Source organism: Bhargavaea cecembensis, from assembly GCF_001619585.1.
Lineage (GTDB): Bacteria > Bacillota > Bacilli > Bacillales_A > Planococcaceae > Bhargavaea > Bhargavaea cecembensis_A.
The window spans coordinates 205,451-223,861 of record NZ_LQNT01000009.1 but is presented as its reverse complement, the minus strand read 5'-3'; the positions used below and the strand labels follow the sequence as shown (position 1 = coordinate 223,861).

Annotated in this window: 19 protein-coding genes; all 19 read left to right on the top strand. The window is 55.0% G+C overall.

Features of this window, described 5'->3' with window-relative positions:
* Positions 1–104: 104 nt before the first annotated feature.
* Positions 105–449, top strand: a complete 345-nt coding sequence (gene rplS, locus AV656_RS04775; protein WP_063179420.1) for a 50S ribosomal protein L19 — start codon at positions 105–107, stop codon at positions 447–449.
* Between the two features lie 100 nt (positions 450–549).
* Complete coding sequence (gene lepB / locus AV656_RS04770) at positions 550–1,107, top strand: signal peptidase I (RefSeq protein ID WP_063179418.1); 558 nt, start codon at positions 550–552, stop codon at positions 1,105–1,107.
* A 14-nt stretch (positions 1,108–1,121) separates the two neighbouring features.
* Positions 1,122–1,973 carry a ribosome biogenesis GTPase YlqF gene (gene ylqF / locus AV656_RS04765; RefSeq protein ID WP_063179416.1) on the top strand — a complete coding sequence of 284 codons (852 nt, stop codon included), beginning with the start codon at positions 1,122–1,124 and terminating at the stop codon, positions 1,971–1,973.
* Positions 1,974–2,074: 101 nt separating this feature from the next.
* The gene (locus AV656_RS04760) at positions 2,075–2,884 is read left to right on the top strand and encodes a ribonuclease HII (RefSeq protein ID WP_231877264.1); all 810 of its coding nucleotides are present in this window, start codon (positions 2,075–2,077) and stop codon (positions 2,882–2,884) included.
* A gap of 62 nt (positions 2,885–2,946) precedes the next feature.
* Positions 2,947–4,107 carry an ADP-forming succinate--CoA ligase subunit beta gene (gene sucC / locus AV656_RS04755; protein ID WP_063179413.1) on the top strand — a complete coding sequence of 387 codons (1,161 nt, stop codon included), beginning with the start codon at positions 2,947–2,949 and terminating at the stop codon, positions 4,105–4,107.
* Between the two features lie 16 nt (positions 4,108–4,123).
* Entirely contained in the window at positions 4,124–5,026 is a 903-nt protein-coding gene (gene sucD / locus AV656_RS04750) for a succinate--CoA ligase subunit alpha (RefSeq protein WP_063179412.1), read from the top strand.
* 66 nt (positions 5,027–5,092) lie between these two features.
* Positions 5,093–5,983, top strand: coding sequence for a DNA-processing protein DprA (gene dprA, locus AV656_RS04745; protein ID WP_063179411.1), 891 nt, complete (start codon positions 5,093–5,095; stop codon positions 5,981–5,983).
* Positions 5,984–6,111: 128 nt separating this feature from the next.
* Complete coding sequence (topA, locus tag AV656_RS04740; RefSeq protein ID WP_063179409.1) at positions 6,112–8,187, top strand: type I DNA topoisomerase; 2,076 nt, start codon at positions 6,112–6,114, stop codon at positions 8,185–8,187.
* A gap of 18 nt (positions 8,188–8,205) precedes the next feature.
* Positions 8,206–9,516, top strand: coding sequence for an FADH(2)-oxidizing methylenetetrahydrofolate--tRNA-(uracil(54)-C(5))-methyltransferase TrmFO (trmFO, locus tag AV656_RS04735; protein WP_063179407.1), 1,311 nt, complete (start codon positions 8,206–8,208; stop codon positions 9,514–9,516).
* Between the two features lie 64 nt (positions 9,517–9,580).
* Positions 9,581–10,480, top strand: coding sequence for a tyrosine recombinase XerC (gene xerC, locus AV656_RS04730; protein WP_063179405.1), 900 nt, complete (start codon positions 9,581–9,583; stop codon positions 10,478–10,480).
* Between the two features lie 12 nt (positions 10,481–10,492).
* The gene (hslV, locus tag AV656_RS04725; RefSeq protein ID WP_063179403.1) at positions 10,493–11,038 is read left to right on the top strand and encodes an ATP-dependent protease subunit HslV; all 546 of its coding nucleotides are present in this window, start codon (positions 10,493–10,495) and stop codon (positions 11,036–11,038) included.
* Complete coding sequence (hslU, locus tag AV656_RS04720) at positions 11,035–12,429, top strand: ATP-dependent protease ATPase subunit HslU (protein ID WP_063179401.1); 1,395 nt, start codon at positions 11,035–11,037, stop codon at positions 12,427–12,429. The genes hslV and hslU overlap by 4 nt, the downstream gene beginning before the upstream one ends.
* An 81-nt stretch (positions 12,430–12,510) precedes the next feature.
* The gene (gene codY, locus AV656_RS04715) at positions 12,511–13,290 is read left to right on the top strand and encodes a GTP-sensing pleiotropic transcriptional regulator CodY (RefSeq protein ID WP_063179399.1); all 780 of its coding nucleotides are present in this window, start codon (positions 12,511–12,513) and stop codon (positions 13,288–13,290) included.
* A 334-nt stretch (positions 13,291–13,624) separates the two neighbouring features.
* The gene (rpsB, locus tag AV656_RS04710) at positions 13,625–14,356 is read left to right on the top strand and encodes a 30S ribosomal protein S2 (RefSeq protein WP_063179397.1); all 732 of its coding nucleotides are present in this window, start codon (positions 13,625–13,627) and stop codon (positions 14,354–14,356) included.
* A gap of 81 nt (positions 14,357–14,437) precedes the next feature.
* A complete protein-coding gene (tsf, locus tag AV656_RS04705; RefSeq protein WP_063179395.1) occupies positions 14,438–15,325 on the top strand; it encodes a translation elongation factor Ts in 888 nt (295 codons plus the stop codon).
* A gap of 82 nt (positions 15,326–15,407) precedes the next feature.
* Positions 15,408–16,133: a UMP kinase gene (gene pyrH, locus AV656_RS04700; protein WP_063179393.1), complete on the top strand. Its 726-nt coding sequence runs from the start codon at positions 15,408–15,410 to the stop codon at positions 16,131–16,133.
* Entirely contained in the window at positions 16,133–16,690 is a 558-nt protein-coding gene (gene frr, locus AV656_RS04695) for a ribosome recycling factor (protein WP_063179391.1), read from the top strand. Before pyrH ends, frr begins: the two co-directional genes overlap by 1 nt.
* A gap of 123 nt (positions 16,691–16,813) precedes the next feature.
* Positions 16,814–17,605 carry an isoprenyl transferase gene (locus AV656_RS04690; protein ID WP_063179389.1) on the top strand — a complete coding sequence of 264 codons (792 nt, stop codon included), beginning with the start codon at positions 16,814–16,816 and terminating at the stop codon, positions 17,603–17,605.
* Positions 17,602–18,396, top strand: a complete 795-nt coding sequence (locus tag AV656_RS04685; protein ID WP_063179387.1) for a phosphatidate cytidylyltransferase — start codon at positions 17,602–17,604, stop codon at positions 18,394–18,396. Before AV656_RS04690 ends, AV656_RS04685 begins: the two co-directional genes overlap by 4 nt.
* Positions 18,397–18,411 lie beyond the last annotated feature (15 nt).

Genomic DNA, 18,411 nt, shown 5'->3' with positions numbered 1-18,411 from the left:
CCTGTGGTATGATAAGTCCCGTGCTTCTGCGTGAAGCACTCGATTACGGTGTTCCGCTGCAAAGGCAATCCGTGCATGAGCATCTGTAGTAAGGAGAGGAAAACATGCAAAACATCATTGCAGAAATCACGAAGGAACAACTTCGTACAGACCTTCCGGCATTCCGCCCGGGCGACACGGTACGTGTACACGTGAAAGTCGTCGAGGGTACGCGTGAGCGGATCCAGGTTTACGAAGGGGTTGTCATCAAGCGTCGCGGCGGCGGCATCAGCGAGACATTTACAGTCCGCAAGATTTCCTACGGTGTAGGAGTTGAGCGTACATTCCCTGTGCACACGCCAAAAATCGCGAAACTTGAAGTGATTCGCCGCGGTAAAGTACGCCGTGCGAAACTGTACTACCTCCGCAACCTTCGCGGAAAAGCTGCCCGCATCAAAGAAATCCGATAATCGACATCGAAAGGGGCCGGCCTGTCCGGCTCCTTTTCTTTTTGCCTCAGTCTTCCATAAACTCTATAATGGAATCAGATTGAACAGGGAGGCCAACGGGATGACAGAAGAGACAAAGAAAAATGAGCTGTGGGAATGGACGAAAGTCCTTCTCATCGCGTTCGGGCTGGCTGCCATCATCCGGTATTTCCTCTTTACGCCCATTGTCGTAGACGGGGAGTCCATGATGCCGACGCTCGAGGATGGCGACAAGATGATCGTCAACAAAATCGGCTACACGATCGGCGAGCCGGAACGGTTCGATATCGTCGTCTTCCATGCACCGGAACAGAAAGACTACATCAAGCGGGTCATCGGGCTTCCGGGCGATCATATCGAGTACCGGGATGATCAGCTGTTCATCAACGGGGAAGCTTATGATGAACCGTACCTGGATGAGTACAAGGAGGCGGTCACGGACGGAACCCTGACCGAGGACTTTACGCTCGAAGACAAAATCCAGCGGGAAACCGTTCCGGAAGGCCATGTTTTCGTCATGGGGGATAACCGGCGGTTCAGCAAGGATTCCCGCCACATCGGCGTCATCCCGTTCGATGAAATCATCGGCAGCACGAGCCTGATCTTCTGGCCGATGGAAGATATGGGATTCGTCAAGTGACGGAGGTGTGATTCATGACAATCCAATGGTTCCCGGGACATATGGCAAAGGCCAGGCGGGAAGTCACCGAACAGCTGAAGATGGTCGACATCGTCTTCGAGCTGGTCGATGCCAGGCTTCCGCAGTCTTCCAGAAACCCGATGATCGATGACATCATCAGCCGGAAGCCCCGGCTTGTCATCCTCAATAAGAAAGACATGGCCGATGAGGCCGAAACCGCCCGCTGGCTGGAAAGATTCAGGGAAAGCGGCTCCGAAGCGGTGGCGATCAACTCGCTCGACGGAAAAGGCCTGCAGCAGGTGACGAAGGCGGCCCAGCAGATCCTCAAGGAGAAATGGGATCGCATGAAGGCGAAGGGCATCCGTCCGAGGGCCATCCGTGCGATGATCGTCGGCATCCCGAACGTCGGGAAGTCGACCCTTATCAACCGGCTTGCCAAAAAGAATATCGCCAAGACGGGGAACACGCCGGGTGTCACAAAGGCCCAGCAGTGGATCAAGGTCGGCAAGGAGCTGGAGCTCCTCGATACGCCGGGCATTCTATGGCCGAAGTTCGAGGACCCGGAAGCAGGTTACAAACTGGCGCTGACCGGGGCGATCAAGGATGCCATCACGGACCAGCAGGAGTTGGCCGTCTATGCGCTCAAATTCCTTGAGGCCCACTATCCGGACCGCCTGGAGGAACGCTATGGCTTCCGGTCGCTCGACGACGATATACCGGGGGTTTACGAGCGTATCGGCGAGCTCCGCAAGGTATACGAAAAAGGCGGTACCATCGACTATGACAGCGTTTCCGAACTGATTGTCCGCGACGTTCGCGATCAGCAGCTCGGCAAGCTCACATTCGATTTTTCTGAAGACCGGTGAACAGGCACGCCCCCGCAGCGGGCGTGCCTCTTTTCATTCCCGGCTCCGGATGGTCCGGGAAATTACATATGACGGGAAAGGCCTGATGATCATTGGCAAAAATGACAATCAGTGAAGTGAGGGCGTGGCTTGAAACAGCAGAAGCGGGAGATCCTTTTTTCCGTGAGCTTAGGAACGACAGCCGTGCCGGCGTCCGCAAACTGCTTGCTGTCCATGACCGAAGACAGGAGAAAAAACGGCTCGAAATCGAGCGGCATCTGGAAAAAGAGCGGTTTGATGATACATTCCGGAGCGCCAAGGATTCGCCCGTAGCGGGTGTCGACGAAGCGGGGAGGGGGCCGCTTGCCGGCCCGGTGGTGACGGCGGCTGTCATCCTTCCGCCGTCCTGCCCGGAACTGGCAGGGCTCGACGATTCGAAGGCGATGACCCGGGAAGCGCGGGAACGCCTGGCAGCCGCAATCAGGAGGTATGCCGTCGCCTGGTCGGTCCATATTCAGCCGGCGGCGGAAATCGACCGGCTGAACATATACAGGGCTACCCGCGAGTCGATGGAGAGAGCGGTGGAGGGGCTTACCGTAAGGCCTGAGGCAGTCATTGCCGATGCCATGGCGCTGCAGGCAGAAGTCCCGTGCCATCCGGTCGTGAAGGCGGATGCGCTCAGTCTGTGTGTGGCGGCGGCATCGGTGCTGGCCAAGACGGAGCGGGATGCCTATATGGACAATCTGCACAAACAATATCCCGCCTTCGGATTCGACCGCCATGCCGGGTACGGCACTCCTGCACACCTGGAAGCGCTAAAAGCCCACGGCCCCTGCCCTGAACACCGGAAGACCTTCGCACCGGTGGCCGGTTTTCTTGTCGGAACCAGCGAAAAGCCGGCTCAGGAAAAGACAATTATGGACAACCTGTGACGGGTTGATTACAATGGGGGATGGCAAGAAACTATTCAAGCAGTTCGATTGGAGGATGTAAGATGAATATCCATGAGTACCAAGGGAAGCAGATTCTTCGCGACTACGGAGTCGCGGTACCAAACGGAATCGTTGCGTTTTCCCCTGAAGAGGCTGTCAAGGCGGCCAAGGAACTCGACACCAACGTATATGTCGTAAAAGCGCAGATCCACGCGGGTGGACGCGGCAAGGCCGGCGGCGTCAAGATTGCAAAGACGGTCGATGAAGTACGCGAATATGCGAAAGAACTCCTCGGCAAGGTCCTGGTAACCCACCAGACAGGCCCTGAAGGGAAAGAAGTCAAGCGCCTTTACATCGAAGAAGGCTCCGACATCCTCAAAGAATACTACATCAGCCTCGTCGTTGACCGTGCGACTGACCGCGTTGTCCTCATGGGCTCCGAAGAAGGCGGCATGGACATCGAAGAAGTGGCGGAAGAAACACCTGAAAAGATCTTCAAGGAAGTCATCGACCCGGTCGTCGGCCTGACAGGATTCCAGGCGCGCCGCATGGCGTTCAACATGAACATTCCGGCGAAGCTCGTCAACAAGGCTGCGAAGCTCTTCCTCGGAATCTACGAAGCATTCATCAGCAAAGATGCTTCCATCCTTGAAATCAACCCGCTCGTCGTAACAGGCGACGACCAGGTCGTGGCACTTGATGCGAAGTTCAACTTCGACTCGAACGCGCTCTACCGTCACGCGGATATCGTTGAGCTCCGTGACTTTGACGAAGAAGATCCGAAAGAGATCGAAGCATCCAAGTTCGACCTCAGCTACGTTTCCCTCGACGGCAACATCGGCTGCATGGTAAACGGTGCGGGCCTTGCGATGTCCACGATGGACACGATCAACTTCTACGGCGGCAAACCGGCGAACTTCCTGGACGTTGGGGGCGGCGCGACTGCGGAAAAAGTAACTGAAGCGTTCAAGATCATCCTTTCCGACTCGAACGTCAAAGGGATCTTCGTCAACATCTTCGGCGGCATCATGAAGTGCGACATCATCGCGGAAGGCGTCATCCAGGCAACGAAGCAGCTCGGCCTTGAAGTGCCGCTCGTCGTCCGCCTCGAAGGAACGAACGTTGACGCTGGCAAGAAGCTTCTGAACGAATCCGGTCTGAACATCACTTCGGCTGACTCCATGGCTGACGGTGCACAAAAAATTGTCGAACTCGTAGGCTAAGAAAGGCGGGAAAACGATGGGCATTTATGTCAATAAGGATACAAAAGTAGTTGTACAGGGAATCACGGGCTCCACTGCCCTTTTCCATACGAAACAAATGATCGAATACGGCACGAAGATTGTTGCAGGTGTAACGCCGGGCAAAGGCGGCACCGAAGTTGAAGGCGTTCCGGTCTTCAACACGGTCGAAGAGGCTGTCAAGGAGACGGGTGCGAATGTTTCCGTCATCTACGTTCCGGCTCCATTTGCAGCGGATGCAATCCTTGAAGCTACAGACGCGGAACTGGATATGGCAATCTGCATCACAGAACACATTCCGGTGTTGGATATGGTCAAAGTCGTCCGCTACATGGAAGGCAAAAAGACCCGTCTCGTCGGCCCTAACTGCCCGGGCGTTATCACGGCGGACGAATGCAAGATCGGCATCATGCCGGGTTATATCCACAAAAAGGGCCACGTAGGCGTTGTTTCCCGTTCGGGAACTCTGACATACGAAGCGGTTCATCAGCTTTCCGAAGCAGGTGTCGGCCAGACAACTGCGGTGGGAATCGGCGGAGACCCGGTCAATGGCACGAACTTCATCGATGTCCTCAAGGAATTCAATGAAGACCCTGAAACACTCGCTGTCGTCATGATCGGCGAAATCGGCGGAACAGCTGAAGAAGAAGCGGCCGAATGGGTCAAGGCAAACATGACGAAGCCGGTCACAGGATTTATCGGCGGCCAGACTGCACCTCCAGGAAAGCGCATGGGCCACGCAGGCGCCATCATTTCCGGCGGCAAAGGAACTGCAGCCGAAAAGATCAAGGCGATGGAAGCGGCAGGCATCAAAGTTGCCGAGACGCCATCCGTCATCGGCGAAACAATGATCAGTGTCCTGAAGGAAAAAGGTCTGTACGAACAGTGCAAAACCCACTAAAATGAAAGTGCGGCGCGATAAGCGCCGCACTTTTACTATTTCCGGAAAATCCCGGGACAGGAGGTAGTGAACATCGATCGGTTCGAAGACCGTCTGCTGGCTCTGCATTATGTCTTTCCCGCTCCGCTGAACCGTTTTGAAAGGCTGCTTGCGGCAGACCCCCGGCTCGAGGCACTCTCGGGTATGGGAACCGCCGAGCTTTCATTTCTGCTGGATCTTGACAAGGACAAGGCGGCGCTTCTCAGGAAGAAGCTCAGCCGCAGCGCGGACCCCCCATACACGCAAGTGTATGCCGCCAGCTCCATCACCCCCATCCTGTATAACCACGAACTCTACCCCCAATCACTCAACCAGCTCATTGACCCGCCCGCTGTTCTGTATGCAGCGGGTGACACATCCCTGCTCACCATTCGGAGAAAGGCGGCCATCATCGGATCGAGGAAAGCGACCGCCTATTCACGTCTTGCCATGGAGAAAATCATTCCGCCGCTTGTTGCGAGCGGCTATGCCATCGTGAGCGGTCTCGCGATGGGTGCCGACGCGATGGCGCATGAGACGGCCATCCGCCACGGCGGGAAAACGATCGGGGTTCTCGGAACCGGGCTTTCCCACCGATACCCGAAGCAAAACATAGGACTCTATGAAGTGATGCAGGCCGGTCATCTGCTCATCACCGAATACCCGCCTTATGCCGGCCCGCGGAAATGGCAGTTCCCGATGCGCAACCGGATTATAAGCGGACTTTCCGGCATCGTGATCGTCACGGAAGCGGCCCGGCCCAGCGGAACGATGAGCACGATCGACCATGCGCTGGAGCACGGAAAGGATGTTCATGCTGTTCCGGGGCCGATCGATTCACCGCTTTCCGCCGGTCCCAACCGACTGATCCTGGAAGGCGCAGCTCCAGCACTGGACGGCTATACCATCCTTGGAGGCCTGCCCCGCGAACCGGTATAAATACGCGGATGGCTTACCGGCCGGAGAAATGGACGGAGCCGAAAATGGTTGCAATTATATAGAAGATAGTTTACATTTTCCATCAGGACTTTCTTTAGGTAACGTTCACCTCGAATGGAGGCACATCAATGGCACCAGATTATTTGGTCATCGTCGAGTCGCCTGCGAAGGCAAAGACGATTGAGAAATATTTAGGGAAGAAATACAAAGTAAAAGCATCAGTCGGCCATGTCCGGGACCTCCCGAGAAGCCAGACCGGCATCGATGTCGAAAACAACTATGAACCAAAGTACATCACAATCCGCGGAAAAGGACCTGTACTGCAGGAACTGAAGAGTGCGGCCAAGAAAGCAAAGAAAATCTTTCTGGCGTCTGACCCCGACCGCGAGGGGGAAGCGATCGCCTGGCACCTTGCGCACTCCCTCGGAATCGACGAGGATTCCGAATGCCGCGTCGTGTTCAACGAAATCACGAAGGATGCCGTCAAGGAAGCGTTCAAGCATCCCCGGGCGATCAACCGTGACCGTGTGGATGCCCAGCAGGCACGCCGCATCCTCGACCGGCTGGTCGGCTATAACATCAGCCCGATCCTCTGGAAGAAAGTCAAGAAGGGGCTTTCGGCCGGACGGGTTCAATCCGTTGCCCTCCGTCTGATCATCGACCGGGAAAACGAGATCCGGAACTTCAAGCCGGAAGAGTACTGGTCGATCACCGGGCTGTTCGGCAAAGGGAAGAAGGAGTTCACGGCTGCTTTTCACGGTGACGGCAAAAAGAAAATCAAACTGCCCGACCGGCAGTCCGTCGATGCGATTCTCGCCAAGCTGGACGGCAGTGACTTTGAAGTCGCCGAACTGGAAAAGAAAGAGCGGAAGCGCAATCCGGCACCCCCGTTCACGACGTCCTCCCTTCAGCAGGAGGCTGCGCGTAAGCTGAACTTCCGGGCGCGCAAGACGATGATGCTCGCCCAGCAGCTTTATGAAGGAATCAACGTCGGCAAGGAAGGCAGCGTCGGTCTCATCACTTACATGCGTACCGACTCGACGCGGATCTCCGACACCGCGAAGAAAGAAGCTGGCGATTTCATCCTGGCCGACTACGGTCAGGAGTACCTGGCCCCGGGCGAACGGGCTTCCAAGCAAAAAAATTCCCAGGATGCGCACGAAGCGATCCGCCCGACTTCTGTCCTCAGAACACCTGCCTCCATGAAGTCCGTTCTTTCGAATGACCAGCTGAAGCTTTACCGGCTCATCTGGGAGCGGTTCATTGCGAGCCGGATGGCACCGGCCGTACTGGATACTGTGACGGCCGACCTTCGCCAGGGAGATGTCGTGTTCCGGGCGACCGGTTCCCAGGTCAAGTTCCAGGGCTTCATGAAAGTCTATGTCGAAGGCGAGGATGACAAGGAAGATGTCAAGCAGAAGATGCTTCCTCCGCTTGAGAAAGGCGATATTGTCAAGAGTCTCAAGATTGATCCGAAGCAGCACTTCACCCAGCCGCCTCCGCGCTACTCCGAAGCGCGGCTCGTCAAGACGATGGAAGAGCTGGGCATCGGCCGGCCATCGACCTATGCCCCGACGCTCGATACGATCCAGAAGCGGGGCTATGTATCTCTTGACGCCAAGCGTTTCGTCCCGACGGAGCTCGGCGAGATTGTCCACTCCCTTGTCAGCGAGTTTTTCCCGGAAATCATCGATGTCGAGTTCACGGCGGAGATGGAGAAAGACCTCGACAGCATCGAGGACGGGAAAAACGAATGGGTCAATGTCATCGACTCATTCTACAAAGATTTCGAGAAACGGCTGAAGGTCGCGGAAGAGGAAATGGAGAAGGTGGTCATCAAGGATGAACCTGCAGGAGAGGACTGCGAAAAGTGCGGCTCACCGATGGTCATCAAGATGGGCCGCTACGGCAAGTTCATGGCCTGCTCGAACTTCCCTGACTGCCGGAATACCAAGCCGATCCTTAAGAAAATCGGCGTGACCTGCCCGAAATGCAAGAAGGGCGAGGTCGTCGAACGCAAGAGCAAGACAAAGCGGATCTTCTACAGCTGCGACCAGTATCCGGAGTGTGATTTCATTTCTTGGGACAAGCCGGTTTCCCGGCCATGCCCAAAATGCAGCAGCCTCCTGGTAGAGAAAAAGCTTAAAAAGGGCAAGCAGATCCAATGCTCGGAATGCGATTATAAAGAACAACCGCAACAGTAAAAGGAGACACGATCCAACATGACACCAGTCGTCAACGTTATCGGAGCGGGCCTTGCGGGCAGCGAGGCCGCCTGGCAGATCGCCAGCCGCGGCGTAAGGGTCCGCCTGCACGAAATGCGCCCGGTACGGCAGACGCCGGCGCACCACACCGGCCAGTTTGCCGAGCTTGTCTGCACCAACTCCCTCCGTGCCAACAATCTCACCAATGCGGTAGGCGTACTCAAGGAGGAGATGCGGATTCTTGATTCCGTCATCATGCAGGCCGCCGACTCCAGCGCGGTGCCGGCAGGCGGTGCACTGGCAGTCGACCGCCACGACTTTGCCGGGCGCGTCACGGAAACGGTCAAAAACCACCCCCTTGTGGAAGTGGTAAACGGTGAAGTGACAGAGATTCCGGAGGGCATCACGGTCATCGCGACCGGTCCGCTCACTTCTTCCTCCCTTGCTGAACAGATCAGCAGCCTGACGGGCGAATACGACCTGTATTTCTACGATGCGGCGGCGCCGATCATCGAAAAGGATTCCATCGACATGGATAAGGCCTACCTCAAGTCCCGCTATGACAAAGGGGAGGCCGCTTATCTGAACTGTCCGATGAACGAAGAAGAGTACAACCGCTTCTACGAGGCGCTCATCTCGGCCGAGACGGTCGCCCTCAGGGATTTCGAAGAAGAAAAGTATTTTGAAGGCTGCATGCCGGTCGAGGAAATGGCCCGGCGCGGCCGTGACACCTTGCGGTTCGGTCCGATGAAGCCAGTCGGTCTTGAGGATCCGAGAACCGGCAAGACCCCTTATGCTGTCGTCCAGCTCCGCCAGGATAACGCAGCTGCGACCCTATACAACATCGTCGGTTTCCAGAATCACATGAAATGGGGACCTCAGAAGGAAGTGCTCCGCCTGATTCCCGGGCTCGAGAATGCGGAGATCGTGCGCTACGGCGTCATCCACCGGAACATGTTCATCAACTCCCCGCGTGTGCTTGAACGCACTTATCAGTTGAAGGCGCGCAAAGACCTGTTCTTCGCAGGACAGATGACCGGAGTCGAGGGCTACGTGGAATCGGCAGGGAGCGGGCTTATTGCAGGTGTCAATGCAGCACGCCTCGCACTGGGCGAAGAACCTGTCACCTTCCCGGCGGAAACGGCACTCGGGAGTATGGCGCGCTATATCAGCGAAGCCGACCCGGGCAACTTCCAGCCGATGAATGTCAACTTCGGGCTTTTCCCTTCGCTTGGGGAGAAAGTCAGGAAAAAAGCGGAGCGCGTGGAGAAGCAAGCCGGGCGTGCGCTGGATACAATTCGAAATTTCAAGAATACAATTGCACAATGATTGAACAAAAGCCTCTAAATGCCTTATACTTTAGAGGCTTTTGTATATTTCCGGAGGTGACGGGATGAATGCCAGGCTGAAACAGGCGGCAGAGGAGTTCCAGTCCTACATCCGCCTGGAGCGAAACTTCTCTCCTTTGACCGTTGAAGGGTACCGTAAAGACCTTCAAGAGTTTTTTGCGTTCCTGGGGTCCGAAGGGATCGGCGAGGAAGAAGACATCCGGTATCCGGAGGCACGTCTCTATGTAACCCGGCTGTACGAGCGGGAGCTTGAGCGGGCGACGATCTCCAGAAAAATTTCTTCTCTCCGTTCCTTCTTCAAATTCGCCAACACCCGGTTCGGCATCGATGACCAGGCATTCCGCTCACTGTATCATCCGAAGAAAGAAGAAAAGCTGCCCCAGTTCTTCTATGAAGAAGAGATGGAGCAGCTTTTCGAAGCGAATGCGGGCAGCTCCCCGAAGGAGATCCGGGACACCGCTCTGCTGGAGCTGCTCTATGCAACCGGCATGCGGGTGTCTGAACTCACGGGACTTACTGTACAGGATGCCGATCTGGACCTCGACATCGTCCGGGTCATGGGGAAGGGCCGCCGTGAGCGCTACATCCCGTTCGGACATTTTGCAGCTGATGCGATCGGCAGGTATCTTAACGGGGCCCGTCCGGCCATCATGAAAGGGAACAAACATGACCGGCTCTTCGTCAATATGAGGGGGACTCCGCTGACCGACCGGGGAGTCCGGCATATTTTGGAGGAAATGGTCAAGAAGGCTGCCCTCCACATTTCGATCCATCCGCATATGCTCCGCCATACGTTCGCCACGCACCTGCTCAATAACGGTGCGGATATGCGTTCCGTCCAGGAGCTTCTCGGCCATGCCAGCCTGTCATCGACGCAGGTTTATACACATGTGACGAAAGAACATCTGAGAAAGACGTACATGAACGCACATCCTAGAGCTTAAGGGGGAGAGGCAATGGACATTCATGCAACCACGATATTCGCGGTCCGGCACAACGGGAAGGCCGCAATGGCAGGAGACGGACAGGTGACTCTCGGGAACCAGGTCGTCATGAAGTATACTGCGAAAAAGGTCCGCCGGCTGTTCGGCGGAAAAGTCGTCGCAGGTTTTGCGGGCTCTGTCGCGGATGCCTTCACACTGTTCGAGTTGTTTGAAGGCAAGCTTGCCGAATATGACGGAAACCTTACACGGGCGGCCGTGGAACTTGCAAAGGAATGGCGGGGAGACAAGATGCTCCAGAAGCTGGAGGCGATGCTGATCGTGATGGACAAAGATACGATGCTGCTCGTTTCCGGTTCGGGAGAAGTGATCGAACCGGATGACGGCATCCTCGCGATCGGATCCGGAGGCAACTACGCGCTGGCTGCGGGGCGTGCCCTTAAAATGCATGCGGGCGAAGGCATGGATGCCGAGCAGATCGCTCGGGCGGCACTGGAGACCGCCGCCGACATCTGCGTGTTCACAAACCACCAAATCATCCTGGAGGTGATCGGGGAATGAAGATGGAGCAGATGACACCGCGCCTTCTGACCGAGCAGCTGGACCGCTACATCGTCGGCCAGAAAGAAGCGAAACGGGCCGTTGCGGTGGCAATGCGAAACCGTTATCGGCGCAGCCGCCTTCCGGAAGAGGAGCGCAACGAGATCATTCCGAAAAACATCCTCATGATCGGGCCGACCGGAGTCGGGAAGACGGAGATCGCCCGCAGGATCGCCAAGCTCGCCGGAGCCCCGTTCCTTAAAGTGGAGGCGACCAAATTCACTGAAGTCGGCTATGTAGGCCGGGACGTGGAGTCGATGGTCCGGGATCTGGTGGAAGCATCGTTCCGCCTTGTCCGCAGCGAACGGATGGAAGAGGTGGCGGACCGCGCCAGTGAATTGGCTGAAGAACGTCTTGTAAAGCTGCTTGTCCCTTCCATGAAAAAGGAGAAATCCGGGCAAAACCCGTGGGAGATGCTTCTCGGCCAGATGCAGGACCGCTCTGACGAAGAGGAAGAGGATGCTTCGGTTCGAATGAAGCGTTCCGAAATCCGGGCCGAGCTGAAGGCGGGGCGTCTTGAAGACAGGAAGGTCATGGTCGAAGTGACCGAGAATTTACCGTCATTGTTTGACGGAATGCAGGGTTCGGGTATGGAGCAGATGGGCATGAATATGCAAGACGCACTTTCTAACCTGATGCCGAAAAAGAAGAAGAAGCGGGAGATGCATGTCAAGGATGCGCGCAGGGTGCTTGCCATGGAGGAAGCCGAAAAACTCGTCGACCGAGAGGAAATCGCACAAGTGGCGATTGAACGGGCAGAGCAGCAAGGGATCATCTTCATTGATGAGATTGATAAAATCGCATCAAAGCAGGGGAATGCATCCTCCGCAGATGTCTCACGGGAAGGTGTCCAGCGGGATATCCTGCCGATTGTCGAGGGGACGACCGTCACCACGAAATACGGCCCTGTCCGGACAGACTTCATGCTATTCATCGCGGCGGGGGCCTTTCACGTTTCCAAGCCGTCTGACATCATACCTGAACTGCAGGGCCGTTTTCCGATCCGGGTGGAACTGGATAAGCTGACGAAGGAAGACTTTGTCCGAATCCTCAAAGAACCCGACAACTCCCTGATCCACCAGTACCGGCTGCTGCTTTCGACGGAAGGCGTCGAAATCGACTTTACGGACGAAGCCATCGGGCGCATCGCGGAAATTGCCGCGGAAGTCAACGCGGAAACGGAAAATATCGGTGCCCGCAGGCTGCACACGGTTCTTGAAAAGCTGCTCGAGGACCTGAGCTTTGAAGCATCCGATATTTCTCCTGCCTCAATCAAGATCACACCGGAATATGTCGACGAAAAGCTCAAGAAGATCGCAACGAACAAAGATTTGTCACAATTTATTCTGTAGGTCCACCTTATCGTTTCCAAAAACGAGTACGAACCTTTAGAATATTCTTGAATCCATATACCCAGTAGGAGGAATTGTGTTATGTCACTATTGCAAAATACGCGGGAGATCAACTCCATGCTCCAGGCGTCTGCCGGAAAGCCGGTAAACTTCAAGGAAATGTCCGAAACCCTTTCCAAGGTGATCGGCGCCAACGTCTTTATCGTCAGCCGGAAAGGCAAGCTGCTCGGTACTGCTGTTCACCAGGAAATCCAGAACGAGCGGATTCAGAACATGCTGGAGGAGCGGCGTTTCCCTGAAGATTATACAAAGAACCTCTTCAACGTGACAGAAACTTCCCCGAACCTCGGCATCAATGATGAGCACACGGTGTTCCCTGTCGAGAACAAGGACCTCTTTGAAGAAGGACTCACGACGATCGTTCCGATCATCGGAGGCGGAGAGCGACTCGGCACTCTGATCCTCGGACGTGTGAAAGATGAATTCACCGATGAAGATCTCGTCCTTGCCGAGTATGGCGCGACGGTTGTCGGTATGGAGATCCTCCGCGAAAAGGCTGAAGAGATCGAAACAGAGGCCCGCTCAAAAGCGGTCGTCCAGATGGCGATCAATTCCCTTTCCTACAGCGAACTCGAAGCGATCGAGCATATCTTCGACGAACTAGATGGCACAGAAGGCCTCCTCGTGGCTTCCAAGATTGCAGACCGCGTGGGCATCACCCGTTCGGTGATCGTCAATGCACTCCGCAAACTGGAGAGTGCAGGTGTCATCGAATCCCGTTCCCTTGGCATGAAGGGCACATACATCAAAGTCCTGAACGACAAATTCCTCGTACAGCTCAACGAACTCAAATCCAAATAATCCTGCCTGGCAATTTTGAAATGGCGGACCTGAAGAGCCGGGAGCATGACTCCCGGCTTTTTATTATTAATAAGTTGGAACGGTTCCTTATGACAAAGCACCGGGGGCAATAGCAGAGATATCAGGGCTGTTTAATAGGAAGGAAAAGTCAATTCCGGTCCTCTTCCCGCAGTCGTAGCCATCAGGGAGTTTTGTGTTGCAATACGGGTAAACACGTGGTATAGTGACCAATGGTGCGATTACACACGTATCCTGACGGAAGGGCCGGTGCCGATAAGGCTGCCCGCCGGTTGATGGATGCGGAGGACCAAAAAACCAATCGGAGGTAACAAAAATGGCAGTAATCACAATGAAACAGCTTCTTGAAGCAGGTGTCCACTTCGGTCACCAAACACGCCGCTGGAACCCGAAGATGAAGAAATACATCTTCGTGGAGCGTAACGGCATCTACATCATCGACCTTCAAAAGACGGTCAAGAAACTCGAGGAAGCATACGACTTCATGCGCCAGACCGGTGCCGAAGGCGGCAAAGTGCTCTTCGTCGGAACGAAAAAACAGGCTCAGGACGCAATCCGTGAAGAAGCGGAACGTGCAGGCCAATACTACATCAACCAACGCTGGCTCGGCGGCCTTCTGACGAACTTCGGTACGATCCAGAAGCGCGTTGACCGCATGAAAGCAATCGAGCGCATGGAAGAAGAAGGCACTTTCGATGTCCTTCCTAAGAAAGAAGTTATCCAGCTCAAGAAAGAACACGAACGCCTCGTCAAGTTCCTCGGCGGTATCCGTGACATGAACGGTCTGCCGGATGTCATGTATGTTGTCGACCCGCGCAAAGAGCGCATTGCCGTTGCGGAAGCACAAAAGCTGAACATCCCGATCGTCGGCATCGTGGACACAAACTGCGATCCGGACGAAATCGACTACGTCATCCCTGCAAACGATGACGCGATCCGCGCGGTACGCCTTCTGACAAGCAAGATGGCGGATGCTCTCGTCGAATCGAAACAAGGCGAAGAAGAAACGGAAGTCGAAGCTCAGGGCGAAGAAGTCGCAGCAGAGTAAGACCGTATGTTCAGGCGATAAGCGGCTCCCCAGTCCTTATCGCTTTTTCTAACAATTTGAATCGACCGGGAGGAATGACAAATGGCAGCAGTAACAGCACAAATGGTAAAAGAACTCCGCGAAAAAACAGGCGCAGGCATGATGGACTGCAAAAAGGCCCTCACTCAAACTGACGGCGACATGGATGCAGCAGTAGACTTCCTTCGCGAGAAAGGCCTCGCGAGCGCAGCGAAGAAAGCAGACCGCATCGCAGCTGAAGGTACGGTTTCCATTGAGACAGAAGGCAACAAAGCTGTGATCTTTGAAATCAATGCTGAAACGGACTTCGTTGCCAAAAACGACGCTTTCAAGCAGCTGGTTTCTGAAATCGGCACACATCTTCTTAAAACAGAGCCGGCATCCCTTGAAGAAGCACTTGCTTCCGAAATGGAAAACGGCCTGCAGGTACAGGACCACATCTCCAACGCTGTGGCGAAGATCGGTGAGAAAATCACACTCCGCCGTTTCGAAATCCTTGAGAAGACGGATAACGATGCATTCGGCGCGTACCTCCACATGGGCGGCCGCATCGGCGTTCTCCTTCTCATCGAAGGCACAACAAACGAAGAAGCTGCAAAAGACGTAGCGATGCACATCGCAGCAATCAACCCGAAATACGTCTCCCGCGACGAAGTTCCTGAAGAAGAAGTCGAGCGCGAGCGCAAAGTCCTCACGGAACAGGCACTCAACGAAGGCAAGCCGGAAAACATCGTTGCGAAGATGGTTGAAGGCCGCCTCGGCAAGTTCTTCGAAGACGTCGTCGTCCTCGACCAGGCGTTCGTCAAGGACTCCGACCAGAAAGTCCGTGACTTCGTGAAGTCTACCGGCGGCGAGCTGAAGTCGTTCGTCCGCTACGCTGTTGGCGAAGGTATCGAAAAGCGTGAAGACAACTTTGCCGATGAAGTCATGAACCAGGTCAAAGGCAACTGATCCAATACCATATTTGGGAGGGGAACACGAACCAGGTGTTCCCTCTTTTTCGATAAAAAACAGAGATGATGGAGGAGACCTCATGAGCGTACCGAAATATAAAAGAGTCGTCCTGAAGTTAAGCGGGGAGGCACTGGCCGGGGAGCAGGGCTTCGGGCTCTCGCCGGCAATCATCAAATCTGTCGCCGAACAGGTGAAGGATGTTGTCGATCTTGGCGTGGAAGTCGCCGTAGTCGTCGGCGGGGGGAACATCTGGCGAGGCAAAGTCGGAAGCGAAATGGGTATGGACCGGGCTACAGCCGACTACATGGGGATGCTCGCCACTGTCATGAATTCTCTTGCCATGCAGGATGCCCTCGAAAAACTGGGCATCGAGACGCGTGTGGCCACATCCATCGAAATGCGGCAGGTTGCTGAACCGTACATAAGAAGACGGGCGATCCGCCATCTCGAGAAAAAACGGGTCGTCATCTTCGCTGCCGGCACGGGCAACCCGTACTTCTCGACCGACACGACTGCCGCTCTCCGTGCAGCGGAAATTGAGGCGGACGTCATCCTCATGGCGAAGAACAATGTGGATGGTGTCTACAACGATGATCCGAAGACCAATGCCGAAGCGGTGAAGTATGAGACGCTTACTTATCTGGATGTCATCAAGGAAGGTCTTCAGGTCATGGACTCGACGGCATCCTCGCTCTGCATGGACAACGACATTCCGCTCATTGTATTCTCGATCATGGAACAGGGGAACATCAAAAAAGCCGTCCTCGGTGAAGAAATCGGTACGATTGTCAGGAGGAATGCATAATGGTGAACAATCTGATTGAAGAAACAAAAGACCGCATGGCCAAGTCACTCCAGTCGCTCCGCCGCGAGCTGGCTTCGATCCGTGCGGGCCGCGCGAACGCATCGCTTCTCGACCGGATCTCGGTCGACTACTACGGTGCGCCGACACCGGTGAACCAATTGGCCGGAATTTCCGTTCCGGAAGCACGTCTTCTCGTCATCCAGCCGTACGACAAATCGGTCATCGGCGATATTGAAAAGGCGATTCTTAAGTCGGACCTTGGAATCACGCCGGCAAACGATGGCAACGTAATCCGGATCGCCGTCCCGGCACTGACCGAGGAGCGGCGCAAAGAGCTGGTCAAGGTCGTCAAAAAAGAAGCGGAAGAGGGCAAGATCTCCATCCGCAACATCCGCCGCGATGCCAATGATTCCCTTAAAAAGCTGGAGAAAAACGGCGAGATTACTGAAGACGATCAGCGCGGCTACAGCGATGACATCCAGAAGATGACGGATGACCATATCCGCCAGATCGATGTCATTGCCAAAGAAAAAGAAGACGAAATCATGGAAGTATAACGAAGAACCAAAAGCTTTGCAGGGCGTCCTAAACTAAAAGGACGCCTTTTTTACTTGTGGAAAAACTGCTATGATAGTAAAAGCATGGATTCCGAATTGCTGTTGAGTGGAGGAAATCTGATTATGTTGGATAAATTGATCCGCAAAAAGGGCGGCGAAGCAAAGGCGGAAAATGAGGACCGTCCGGTTCTGGACGAGACCGTGATTCCGCGTCATGTCGCCATCATTATGGACGGAAACGGCCGGTGGGCAAAAAAGAGGTCGCTTCCGAGAATTGCGGGACATCACGAAGGGATGAAGACCGTCCGCAAGATCACCAGGGAAGCGGATCGTCTGGGCATAAAAGTGCTCACCCTCTATGCCTTCTCCACGGAAAACTGGAAACGCCCGAAACCTGAAGTGGAATTTTTGATGAGGCTTCCGGAAGAATTTCTCGGGACCTACCTGCCGGAACTCGTGGAGCGCAATGTCCGTGTGCGGATGATCGGCGATCATGAGCATCTTCCTCCGCATACCGGACGTGCTATCACACGCGCTATGGAAGCGACGGCAGACAACGACGGCCTGATACTGAATTTCGCGATGAATTACGGAAGCCGTGCCGAAATCACTGAAGCTGTCCGCTCGATTGCAAAGGCGGTGGCCGAAAACCGTATAGGTGCAGATGAAATCGATGAATCGATGATCACCGGCGCGCTGATGACGGCCGAACTGCCTGAACCGGACCTTCTGATCCGCACAAGCGGGGAAGTCCGGCTCAGCAACTTTATGCTCTGGCAACTCGCCTATACAGAGTTCTGGTTTACCGATACGCTCTGGCCGGATTTCGACGAAAACCGGCTGCAGGAAGCAATTGCAGTCTACCAGGCAAGGAACCGCCGTTACGGCGGAGTTGACAAGGAGGACACGGATTGAAGACCCGAATCATCACGGGCGTGGTGGCCGCCCTACTCTTCATCCCGCTCGTCATTATCGGGGGGCTGCCGTTCACGCTGGCGGTCTTCCTGCTGGCGGCAATCGGGATGTATGAATTGCTCCGGATGAAGAAGATATCCATCTTCTCCATACCCGGATTGCTGGCTGTTCTTGCCCTGTTCAGCTTTTTGCTGAAGCCTGAATGGGCAGCGACGATTACGGAATATACCGGTTATACGAAGATCGAAGTCGTCTATATGACCGTTCTTCTTCTGCTTGTGTATACCGTTGTCGTGAAAAACCGGTTCACATTCGAGCATGCGGCTTTTACAGTTCTTGCAATGCTTTATCTGGGAATCGGCTTCTACTACCTGATCGTCACGCGTGACGCGGGGATTGAATACATCATCTATGCACTCATCGTCGTCTGGCTGACAGACACGGGTGCTTATTTCACAGGCCGCAGCTTCGGCAAACGGAAACTTTGGCCTGAAATCTCGCCTAACAAAACAGTCGAGGGCTTTCTCGGCGGCATCGCGGCTGCGGTGATCGCAGCGTGTCTTTTCCAGATGTTCATGCCGGTCACCGATTCCTATCTGTTCCTTATTGTGGTGACAATTGTCGCCTCGGTGACGGGGCAGATCGGCGACCTCGTGGAATCGGCGCTCAAACGGCACTACGGTGTGAAGGATTCGGGGAATCTTCTGCCGGGCCACGGCGGGATTCTCGACCGGTTCGACAGCCTGCTCTTTGTCCTCCCGGTGCTGAGCCTCCTTCACTTTGTTGGATGAACGGAAAGGAAGTAG